Origin of the sequence: Polaromonas sp. (assembly GCF_030682935.1) — a bacterium.
Taxonomy (GTDB): Bacteria; Pseudomonadota; Gammaproteobacteria; order Burkholderiales; family Burkholderiaceae_C; genus Polaromonas.
In genome coordinates this window covers 1-10,860 of record NZ_JAUXNA010000265.1, presented here as the reverse complement: position 1 = coordinate 10,860, position 10,860 = coordinate 1, and the positions used below count along the sequence as shown (strand labels likewise).

Genomic DNA, 10,860 nt, shown 5'->3' with positions numbered 1-10,860 from the left:
CCATCAACGTCGACAAACACGTGATCATTTGTGGCTATGGCCGCTGCGGCCAGAACCTGGGCCGCATGCTGGAAAGCGAAGGCATACCCTACATGGCGCTAGACCTCGACCCCGACCGGGTGCGCCAGGCCGCGGCGGCCGGCGACTCGGTGGTGTTTGGCGATGCGGTGCGGCTGCAGGCCCTGATGGCGGCGGGCCTGGCGCGCGCCAGCGCCGTGGTGGTGACCTATCTGGACACAGCCAGCGCACTCAAGGTGCTGGCCAACACGCGCGCCCATGCGCCCACGGTGCCGGTGATCGTGCGCACCGTGGACGACCATGACCTGGAAAAACTGCGGGCTGCGGGCGCCACCGAAGTTGTGCCCGAGGCGATTGAAGGCAGCCTGATGCTGGCCAGCCATGCGCTGGCGCTGGTGGGTGTGCCCATGCGCCGCGTGATCCGCATGGTGCAGGACCAGCGCGATGCCCGCTACAACCTGCTGCGCGGCTACTTCCGTGGTGCCGATGACAACACCATCAACGAGATTGAGCAGGAACGCCTCGCTACCGTGACACTGCCTCCGGGCATCAAGTGCGTCGGCAAGCCATTGGGCAAACTGGCGCTGCAGGTGGCGGGCGTGCGCGTGGTCAGCCTGCGGCGCAGCAATGGCAAAGCGCTGGAGGTCCATGAGGAAACGCTGCTCGAAGGCGGCGACACGCTGGTGCTCTCGGGCAAGCCTGCCGCGCTGGCCTTGGCCGAGCAGAAACTTTTGGCCGGCTGAAGGCCCGCAGTCTGCAGCCCCATGCGGTTCGGTCCAGCGACTGGTCAACATGAGCGCGCTGACCGGTGAAGGCATGGCCATGGGCGAGACCCTGCTGGTCGACGCGCAGGGCAAAATGAGGGCCCACCACCCCTTTGTCTGACCCTCCATGCCGACTACGCACGACTCGTTCAACTATGGCCCCTACCTGCGCCGCCATATCCGCACCGTGCCTGACTGGCCCACCCCTGGCGTGCAGTTTCGCGACATCACGCCACTGCTTCAAAATCCCAAGGTCTTTCGCGTGCTGATTGACGCCTTTGTGCACCGCTACATGGACCCGGCCCTGCGCCCCGACGTGGTGGCCGGACTCGATGCACGCGGCTTCATTCTGGGCGCCGTGGTGGCCTACGAGCTGAACGTGGGCTTTGTGCCGATCCGCAAAAAGGGCAAGCTGCCCTTTTCCACCGTACAGGAAACCTACGAGCTGGAATATGGCAGCGCCACCGTGGAGTTGCACACCGACGCGGTCAAACCCGGCGACCGGGTGCTGCTGATTGACGACCTGATCGCCACCGGCGGCACCATGATGGCGGGCAAAAAGCTGCTCGAAAAACTGGGTGCAAGCGTGACCGAAGGTGCGGCCATCGTGGACTTGCCGGAACTCGGCGGGTCAGCGGCGCTGCGCGCCGCAGGCTTGCCGCTGTTCACGCTGATTGATTTTTCAGGACAGTGAGCCGATCAAAGGGCTCGCTGCCCCGCTTAATTCAGGTCGCCGTATTGCGTGCTGCTCAGTGCAGGCGAGGCGGCCGACTCCGGCATTTCGGTATCTTCAAAGCCGGTGCGCGGCGCAACCTCGTGCAGGCCACTGCGGGTGGAAAGGCCCTGCGTAACCACTGAAGCGCCCTGTGATGAGGCGGCCAACAAAGCTTGTTTGAAGGCGGCAATCTCCTCCGCCTGAATGGGCTCATGGCGCGGTGGCGCTGCGGCATCGGCCTGCAAAGCAGGCCTTGGCCAGGCCCTCTGTGAGGCCAGTCCGGGCTTGCGCACGATGGCCACCTCATCGAGGCGCCAGTAAACGGCGGGCACCGTGATCTCGAAACGGGCTTTGGCGCTGTGGACAATCAGCGCTTCCATTTCGGCCAGCTGCCCGGGCGAGCCCTCAAAGCCCTTGGCCAAGTCCATCATGACCATGAATTGTTCACCGGGTTGGTCCAGCGAAAGCACCTTGAATTTGTAGCTGGTAGACAACACGCCGGCCCGCATCATGGCCTCGCGAATGGCCACATACAACTGCTCACGGCGGGCATGGCGTTTGAGCCTGCTGCGCTCGCGGCGTATCGCGGCCTCGGGCACCGGCGGCTGGGGCGGGAGCGCTGCGGACTTGCCGAATAACCAGTTCAAAAAGGACATGTTCAACGTTCTCTCTAGTGGGGATGCACATCGCGCCCTTCGGCACGGGCCCTGCGATTTCATTCAACCGAGTGTATTTCACCCAGGATGGGCTGAATTTTTCTTTAAGAACCTGCATTCAGGCCTGGCAGCACGCACCGGTCATGGAAAGACTACTTTCCTATGCAGAAGCTCGAAAAAATCTCGCCCAGCAAATCATCGGCCGTGAATGCACCGGTAATGGCACTCAGGTGCAGTTGCGCCTGGCGGAGATCTTCAGCGAGCAAGTCGAGCGCGGGCCGGGCCGCACCGAGCTGCGCTGCGGCGGTTGCCAGCTGAGTCTCCACGCTGCGCAGCGCACGCACATGACGTTCGCGCGCCATGAACACGCCTTCGGGCGCGGCCTGCCAGCCCACCACCTGCAGCAGCTGTTGCCGCAGGGCTGGCAGGCCGGCACCGGTTTTGGCTGAAATCAGTACGCCGTCGCTGATCTGGCTCAGCACAGCGGGGCTGGCCCTGTCCGACTTGTTCCAGACATCGATGATGGCCGTGGTTTTAGGGAGTTTTTGACTCAATATACCGGCTATTCTGGCGTCATCAGCTATGTAATTTATAGCATCCTGCATCTCGTCCGTGACATCCTGTCGGGTCAGGTCGTGCAAAAACAGCACCGCGTCCGCGCTTTCAATTTCGGCCCAGGCGCGCTCCACGCCTATTTTTTCAACTTCGTCCAGTGCCTCGCGCAGGCCGGCCGTGTCGACCACATGCAGCGGCACGCCTTCGATCTGGATCAGCTGCGATACTTTGTCGCGCGTGGTGCCGGCTATCGGCGTGACGATGGCGAGCTCGGCACCGGCCAGCGCATTGAGCAGCGAGCTCTTGCCGGCATTGGGCTGGCCGGCAATCACCACCTTGATGCCTTCGCGCAGGATGGCGCCTTGGGTGGCGCGCTGCATCACGCTGGCCAGGGTGGCTTGCAGGCGCAACAACTGGCCTTGCGCATCGGCTTTTTGCAGAAAGTCGATGTCTTCCTCCGGGAAATCGAGCGTGGCCTCGACCAGCATGCGCAAGTGGACCAGCTGCGCCAGCAGCGTGTTGACCGCCAGCGAAAACTCGCCCGACATGGACCGTGCGGCCGATCGGGCTGCGGTTTCGGTGCTGGCATCAATCAGGTCGGCAATGGCTTCTGCCTGCGCCAGGTCAATCTTGTCATTGAGGAAGGCCCGCTCGGTGAATTCTCCCGGTTGGGCGATGCGAAGCTGGGGTAACCAAGGCAGGCCGGTCTCAGGATTGATGGCGGCGCCCGCTTCCAGGCACCGCGCCAGCAGCAGCTGGAGCACGACCGGGCCGCCATGCGCCTGCAACTCCAGCACATCTTCACCCGTATAGGAATGGGGCGCGGGAAAATAAATGGCCAGCCCCTGGTCAATCATCTGACCCAGGGCATCCCGAAACGGCAGGTAAGTCGCCTGGCGGGGTACCAGCGAGCGGCCGCAAATCGCATTGATTAACGGTGCAATTTTCTGTCCGGAGACGCGAACAATCCCCACCGCGCCGCGTCCGGGCGCGGTGGCGATGGCAACGATGGAATGATGATGACGGGCCAGCATGAATGTTAAAGGGCCGCTAAGCGGCCCTTTTTGTTACTTGAACTTCGGCAGGTTGAACTGCGGCGGTACACCCATTCGGGTATTGATGACCCACTGCTGGGCAATCGACAGGATGTTGTTGGTAATCCAGTACAACACCAGACCGGCCGGGAAGAAGAAGAACATCACACTGAAAATCAAGGGCAAGAACCACATCAGCTTGGCCTGCATCGGATCTGGCGGCGCAGGATTGAGCGCGGTCTGCAGCATGGTGGTCAGGGCCATCACGATGGGCAGGATGTAGTAGGGGTCGGGCGACGACAAGTCGGCGATCCACATGACCCACGGCGCATTGCGCATTTCAACGCTGGACAGCAACACCCAGTACAGCGCAATGAACACCGGGATCTGAACCATGATCGGGAAGCAGCCGCCCATCGGGTTGACCTTTTCCTCGCGGTAGATCTTCATCATCGCCTGCTGCATTTCCTGCGGCTTGTCTTTCAGGCGTTCACGCATTTCCGTGATCTTGGGACTGACCGCTTTCATCTTGGCCATGCTGGCGTAAGCCTTGGCATTGAGCCAGTAGAACGCGATCTTGAGCAGCAGCACCAGGGCCACGATGGACCAGCCCCAGTTCTGGATGAAGCCGTGCAGCGCATCGAGCAGCCAATACAGCGGCTTGGCCAGAATGGTCAGCCAGCCGTAGTCCTTGACCAGTTCCAGGCCGGGGGTCAACACCTCCAGTGTTTTTTCAACTTGAGGACCGATGAAGAATTTCGAATCGATCGTTTTGGTCGTTCCCGGCGCAACGGTGCCCACCGGCGTGATCATGCCCACGGCATACAGGTTGGTGTCCACCTTGCGGAAAAACAGGTCGCGCTGCAGGCCATCACCCAGAATCCAGGCCGATGCAAAATAATGCTGCACCATGGCCACATAGCCGTTGGTCGCCTGCTTCTCGACGTCAACCTTGTTGTTTTCAATGTCCTTGAAATCAACTTTCTGGTACTTCTTGGCTTCGGTGTAAATCGCCGGGCCCGTGAAGGTGGAGTAGAACGATGACTCACCCGGCGGCTTGTTGCCGTCACGCACCAGCTGCAGGTAAAGCTGCGGCTCGACGGCAGCGCCGCCCGTGTTGATCACATCGTGGCGCACGGCCACATCGTAGGCGCCGCGTTTGAGCGTGTAAGTTTTAACCAGCTTGACGCCGCCCATATCGGCCGACTCGAACTGAACCTTCAACTCGTTTTCACCGTCTTTGAGCGTGCGCTCGCCGGGCAGCACGGTCATCAGCGCTTTATGGGTGGGGAAGGTGCCACCGGCGCTGCCTGCGATCAGGCCGCTCTGCGCCACGTAAATACGGTTGGGACTTTCGTCGAGCAGCACAAAACCGACGTCCTTGTTCGCCATGTCCTTGTGTTTGGTAAATACCGAGTGAACCAGCGTCCCGCCTTCGGAGTCGAAAGTCAGCGCCAGTACGTCGGTATTGACCACCACGCGCTCTTTGGCGGCAGAAGGTGTGGTCGACGGCGCACCCATGGGCACAGCGCCAGGTGCGCTAGCGCTGATGCTGCCAGCAGACGAGGGCACTGAAGACGCCGCCCCGGCGGCAGTGCCCACAGCAGGCGAAGTGGCTGCAGGCGCTTGGGCCGTCTGCGTGGCGGACGGGAAGAAAGTGGCCTTGTGGCCATTAAAAACCTGCCACTGGTCCCACAACATAACCATGGAGAAACCAAAAATCACCCACAAAATGGTGCGGCGGATGTCGTTCATGACGGCGTCTTTTTAGAAGAGGTGGAAGTCACAGGTGTGACCAGACGGGTGAAAAGTGAGGCCGAATCCTTGGGTGGCACGGGATCGTGGCCACCGTCGCACCAGGGTCCGCAACGCACCAGGCGGCGCAGCGTCAGGTAGCTGCCCATCGCCGCGCCATGCAACTGCAGTGCCTGCAAAGAATACACCGAGCAGCTCGGCTCAAAGCGGCAGACCGATCCCAGCCAGGGCCTGAGCAACAGGCGGTAGCCTTTCACCAGGCCGATAAGCAGGGTTTGCGGGAGACGCAGCAAAGCAGCAACAAGCGGTTTCATCCGGCATGCGCTCCCGCCTGCATCAGCGCCTGCACTTCAGCGCGTACCGCCTGCTTGAGCTGTTCGGAGCTGGCGCTGATGAATTCCTTGCGGGAAAACTCACGCCGCAGGCGGACCACGTAAGCGGCCAGCGGATACTGCGGTGAGAAATCATCACTCACGGTGTAGATCTGTCGTTTGATGGCATTGCGCGTGACGGCTCGTTTGGCCCAGCGTTTTGGAACCATCGCGCCTATCCACGTAGCCTGGACAGGAAAGAGCACGGGCTCGTCAACCGGAACTCCGGGCTTGGCTTGCACGGCTTTTGCATCAAGCGCATTGCGGTGCAATGCGAAGTGCGTCGTTCTTGCAACAATGCTGCCGGCAAGGACTGCCTGGAACTGAGGTCGGGTTTTTAGCCGCTGCACTAGCGCAAAGCGTCAGTTCAGAAAAGGAAACCGGTGCAAAGCCTGCAAAAAGCAGACTTAGACGGCCAGGCGCTTGCGGCCTTTGGCACGACGTGCAGCAATCACTGCGCGGCCGCCACGCGTTTTCATGCGCGTCAGGAAACCGTGGGTACGTGCGCGCTTGACTTTGGAAGGTTGGTATGTGCGTTTCATGATAAATCCTACTAGCCTTTATTCGGCTTATTACGGGGCTGTCAGCTGCAAAGCTTCACTTGGCGATTCGAATGATCTTGGCGGCCTTACAACACAACCAACGTGACAAGTCTGCTCAACCTGCAACTCACCTGCAACGGCCTGGTTGATCAACTCAGCATTGAGTCAATAAAAAGGCCGTGCAAGCGATATCAATCCGCTACGAATCGGGAAAACCCGTGATTATCGCAGATTTCCCGGAACTGGCAACCGCCAAGCGCTGGCGGCTAAGGAAAAGAGTGAGGTCAACGCGGCCTGTGAAGCGCTTCATGCTAGATAACAACAGGCAAAACCAGCTTTCAGCGGCGGATGTTGGTTGCCTGACAGGGAGAGACAACGCCACGCAATTCAGGTCCCCTCTGACTGGCCGTGGTCAACAGCGGCGCAGAGTTCTTCTGTATTTATCTTTATTTCTTTAATTCAAATTAGTAGCAGTAGTAAAGGGCGCCATTTTCTGTGGATAGCCGCTATTTTCCTTTTAAATTCAACTACTTGGCGTTTGTTTAACCCTGTGCCCAGGTCCCCGTGAACTTGCTTGCCAGAGATGAACAACTTTGAATTCTTAGCTGAGCCTGTGGATAACCTTGAAGTTGTTCAAAAGTTGTCCCCATGGTTATGAGTAAAAAATAAACTTTTCAGAAATTGAGTAGTAAAGTATTAACTTTTACTGTTTCAATGAATTGTTCAGCGACCAGGTGATACGCGAATTGACGGTGACAACACCGATGTCATGCCTTGGTTTCGGGGGTAACATCGCGTTCAAAGCGGCCTCGGGCTCGTCATGACCCGGCCTCCCTTCCTGCGCTGGCACAGAAGCCCCAATTTTGTGGATAACTTGCCACCACGACTACAATTGAGGGTGCTCAAAATTAACAATATCCACAAGCAGCTGCGCACTGCTTTCCCCTTGCAGCCTGGTCAAAATCAGTCATGAGTGCGGTGTCCGTTTCTGATGCGAGTCACGACTTGTGGCAAAACTGCGTTGACCATCTGGCCCAGGAATTACCCGAACAGCAGTTCAACACCTGGATCCGTCCGCTGGTGGTCAACGTCGCCCCCGACTTGTCCAAAGTGACCGTTCAGGTCGGCAACCGCTTCAAACTCGATTGGGTTCGGGCCCAGTACGCGGCCCGTATTTCTGCGCTGCTTGAAAAGCTGTCAGGCCAGAGAATTCCGCTGGAGTTAGCGCTTGCTCCCCGGGAAATTCCAACCAAATCAGCCCCGATGGTCCGAAGCTTTGAAGGCGCGGGCGTTCCGGGACCCGCCCATTCAGCGGTGCCTGAAGAATCTGCGGTGATTCCGTTCAAGAACCGGATCAACACGGCGCTGACGTTCGACACCCTGATCGAGGGTACGGCCAACCGCATGGGCCGCGCCGCTGCGCTGCACGTGGCCAGTAGTCTGGGCCAGCTTTACAACCCGCTGTTCATTTATGGCGGCGTCGGGCTGGGTAAGACCCACTTGATGCACGCCATTGGCAACAAGCTGCTGGCGGACAATCCGGCGGCCAAGGTTCTCTACATCCATGCCGAGCAGTTTGTGTCGGACGTGGTCAAAGCCTACCAGCGCAAGACGTTTGACGAGTTCAAGGAACGCTACCATTCGCTGGACCTGCTGCTGATTGACGATGTGCAGTTTCTGGCCAACAAGGACCGCACCCAAGAAGAGTTTTTTAACGCTTTTGAAGCCTTGCTGACCAAAAAATCACATATTGTGATGACCAGCGACACCTATCCCAAGGGCTTGACCGACATTCATGAGCGCTTGGTGTCGCGCTTTGACTCCGGGCTGACGGTGGCCATTGAGCCGCCCGAGCTTGAAATGCGGGTAGCCATTTTGCTGCGCAAGGCTGAAACGGAAGGCACGACCATGCCCGAAGAGGTCGCGTTTTTTGTGGCCAAAAATGTGCGCTCCAACGTGCGCGAACTTGAAGGCGCGCTGCGCAAAATTCTGGCCTATTCGCGGTTCAACCACAAGGAAATCTCGATTCAGCTGGCCCGGGAAGCGCTGCGCGACCTGCTGTCGATCCAGAACCGGCAGATTTCGGTTGAAAACATACAGAAAACGGTGGCCGACTACTACAAGATCAAGGTCGCCGACATGTATTCGAAAAAGCGGCCCGCCAGCATTGCCCGGCCGCGCCAGATCGCCATGTACCTGGCCAAGGAGCTTACGCAAAAAAGCCTGCCCGAGAGTGGCGAGCTGTTCGGCGGGCGTGACCACACCACGGTGCTGCACGCCGTGCGAAAAATGTCGGCTGAACGCCAGCTCATGAGCGAGCTTAACCAGCAGCTGCATGTGCTGGAACAAACCCTCAAGGGCTGATAAAGCATGCTTTCATGACAGCAAGGCCAGCGCGACAACCATGTGGACAACTTTTTAACAAGCCATGACTTATCCACAGAAGCAGATGACAATCGAAAGTTGTTCATATCTGGCAGTCAAGCTCAGGAGCTTCTGGGCACAGGGTTAAACAAACGCCAAGTGGTTGATTTTAAAAGGAAAATAGCGGCTATCCACAGAAAGTCGCTGCCCTTATCACTACTACTAATTTGAATTAAAGAATTAAAGATAAATACAGAGGAAGACATGATCGTTCTGAAAGCCACTCAAGATAAAGTTTTGTCGGTACTGCAATCGGTCGCGGGCATTGTGGAGCGCAGGCACACTTTGCCAATCCTGGCGAACGTGTTGATTCGCAAAACGGGTGCGCAGTTGCAGTTCACCACCAGCGATCTTGAGATCCAGATCCGTACCATGGCCGAGCTCGACGGCGATATGGGCGACTTCACCACCACGGTGGGCGCGCGCAAGCTGATTGACATCCTGCGCTCCATGCCCAGCGACCAGACCGTGTCGCTGGAGTCTGCCCAGAGCAAGCTGATTTTGAAAGGCGGCAAAAGCCGCTTCACCCTGCAGACCCTGCCGGCTGAAGACTTTCCGCTGGTGCAGGAGGCTGCCAACTTTGGACCGGCATTTTCAGTGCCGCAAAAAGTGCTCAAGGCCTTGCTCAACCAGGTGTCGTTTGCCATGGCGGTGCACGATATCCGCTACTACCTCAATGGCATTTTGTTTGTGGCCGAAGGCAATCAGCTGAGCCTGGTGGCCACCGACGGCCACCGCCTGGCGTTTTCGTCGGCCACGCTGGACGTTGAAGTGCCCAAGCAGGAAGTGATTTTGCCGCGCAAGACGGTGCTGGAGCTGCAGCGCCTGCTCAGCGACAAGGAAGGTGCGATCGAAATGCAGTTTGCCGGCAACCAGGCCAAATTCAGCTTTGAAGGCATGGAGTTTGTGACCAAGCTGGTGGAAGGCAAGTTTCCCGACTACAACCGCGTGATCCCCAAGAACCACAAAAACATCATCACGCTGGGCCGCGTGCCGCTGCTGGCCAGCCTGCAGCGCACGGCCATTCTGACCAGCGAAAAGTTCAAGGGTGTGCGGCTGAACGTCGAGCCTGGCACCCTGCGCGTGGCGTCGAACAACGCCGAGCAGGAAGAAGCGGTCGATGAACTCGACATCGACTACGGCGGCGACTCCATCGAAATCGGTTTCAACGTGACCTACCTGATTGATGCGCTGGCCAACATGAGCCAGGACATGGTCAAGATTGAGCTGGCCGACTCCAACAGTTCGGCGCTGCTGACCATTCCCGACGACGCCGCTTTCAAGTACGTGGTGATGCCGATGCGTATTTAACGCCTGTCTGACAAGAAGAACACGTCAGAAACTACAAACAGACCCGCGAACCTTCGCGGGTTTGGTCATTGCAGAGATTGAAGAAATTGGGAAGAGCCGACCATGACTGAAGAAAACAAACCGAACGAAACCGATCAAGTGAACGTCAACGAGGGTGTTGCAGGCGAGGAAAGCTCCAATTTCCAGCCCAAAATCGACACCAACCAGGCCGGCGCGTCCGAAGCGTATGGCGAAGGCTCGATCCAGATACTGGAAGGCCTGGAGGCCGTGCGCAAGCGGCCCGGCATGTACATCGGCGACACCTCAGACGGCACCGGTTTGCACCACCTGGTGTTCGAGGTTGTGGATAACTCCATCGACGAATCGCTGGCGGGCCACTGTGACGACATTCTCGTCACCATCCACATGGACAACTCCATCAGCGTGGTGGACAACGGCCGGGGCATTCCGACCGGCATCAAGATGGACGACAAGCACGAACCCAAGCGTTCGGCGGCCGAAATTGCCCTGACCGAGCTGCATGCCGGCGGCAAGTTCAACCAGAACAGCTACAAGGTGTCGGGCGGCCTGCATGGTGTCGGCGTGTCGTGCGTCAACGGCCTTTCGAAATGGCTCAAGCTGATCGTGCGCCGCGACGGCAAGAAATACGCGATGACATTCCACCAGGGCAAAGTGCTCGACCGTCCGGTTGAAATCCAGAACGGGGTCGAAGTTT

11 protein-coding genes are annotated in these 10,860 nt (G+C 58.5%); 5 read left to right on the top strand and 6 right to left on the bottom strand.

Going from position 1 to position 10,860, the window contains the following annotated elements; all coding sequences use genetic code 11:
• Positions 1-761, top strand: a 761-nt coding sequence (locus tag Q8K05_RS12110) for an NAD-binding protein (protein WP_305246851.1), incomplete at its 5' end; no start/stop codon positions are given.
• A 148-nt stretch (positions 762-909) separates the two neighbouring features.
• Complete coding sequence (locus Q8K05_RS12105) at positions 910-1,476, top strand: adenine phosphoribosyltransferase (RefSeq protein WP_305246850.1); 567 nt, start codon at positions 910-912, stop codon at positions 1,474-1,476.
• A 26-nt stretch (positions 1,477-1,502) separates the two neighbouring features.
• Here the strand turns inward: Q8K05_RS12105 and Q8K05_RS12100 are convergent, their stop codons facing one another.
• From Q8K05_RS12100 to rpmH, 6 genes are all read right to left on the bottom strand, one after another.
• A complete protein-coding gene (locus Q8K05_RS12100; RefSeq protein ID WP_305246849.1) occupies positions 1,503-2,153 on the bottom strand; it encodes a hypothetical protein in 651 nt (216 codons plus the stop codon).
• A gap of 152 nt (positions 2,154-2,305) precedes the next feature.
• A complete protein-coding gene (gene mnmE / locus Q8K05_RS12095; RefSeq protein WP_305246848.1) occupies positions 2,306-3,742 on the bottom strand; it encodes a tRNA uridine-5-carboxymethylaminomethyl(34) synthesis GTPase MnmE in 1,437 nt (478 codons plus the stop codon).
• A 33-nt stretch (positions 3,743-3,775) separates the two neighbouring features.
• Entirely contained in the window at positions 3,776-5,497 is a 1,722-nt protein-coding gene (gene yidC / locus Q8K05_RS12090; RefSeq protein WP_305246847.1) for a membrane protein insertase YidC, read from the bottom strand.
• Positions 5,494-5,811: a membrane protein insertion efficiency factor YidD gene (yidD, locus tag Q8K05_RS12085; RefSeq protein ID WP_305246846.1), complete on the bottom strand. Its 318-nt coding sequence runs from the start codon at positions 5,809-5,811 to the stop codon at positions 5,494-5,496. The genes yidC and yidD overlap by 4 nt, the downstream gene beginning before the upstream one ends.
• Complete coding sequence (locus tag Q8K05_RS12080; RefSeq protein ID WP_305246845.1) at positions 5,808-6,218, bottom strand: ribonuclease P protein component; 411 nt, start codon at positions 6,216-6,218, stop codon at positions 5,808-5,810. Before Q8K05_RS12080 ends, yidD begins: the two co-directional genes overlap by 4 nt.
• A gap of 57 nt (positions 6,219-6,275) precedes the next feature.
• Positions 6,276-6,410, bottom strand: a complete 135-nt coding sequence (gene rpmH, locus Q8K05_RS12075) for a 50S ribosomal protein L34 (RefSeq protein ID WP_007862708.1) — start codon at positions 6,408-6,410, stop codon at positions 6,276-6,278.
• A gap of 969 nt (positions 6,411-7,379) precedes the next feature.
• Here rpmH and dnaA point away from each other — a divergent pair.
• From dnaA to Q8K05_RS12060, 3 genes are all read left to right on the top strand, one after another.
• On the top strand, positions 7,380-8,774 hold the full coding sequence (gene dnaA / locus Q8K05_RS12070) for a chromosomal replication initiator protein DnaA (RefSeq protein ID WP_305246844.1): 1,395 nt from the start codon (positions 7,380-7,382) through the stop codon (positions 8,772-8,774).
• Positions 8,775-9,038: 264 nt separating this feature from the next.
• The gene (gene dnaN, locus Q8K05_RS12065) at positions 9,039-10,145 is read left to right on the top strand and encodes a DNA polymerase III subunit beta (protein ID WP_305246843.1); all 1,107 of its coding nucleotides are present in this window, start codon (positions 9,039-9,041) and stop codon (positions 10,143-10,145) included.
• A gap of 102 nt (positions 10,146-10,247) precedes the next feature.
• A partial coding sequence (locus tag Q8K05_RS12060) for an ATP-binding protein (protein WP_305246842.1) occupies positions 10,248-10,860 on the top strand: 613 nt, incomplete at its 3' end.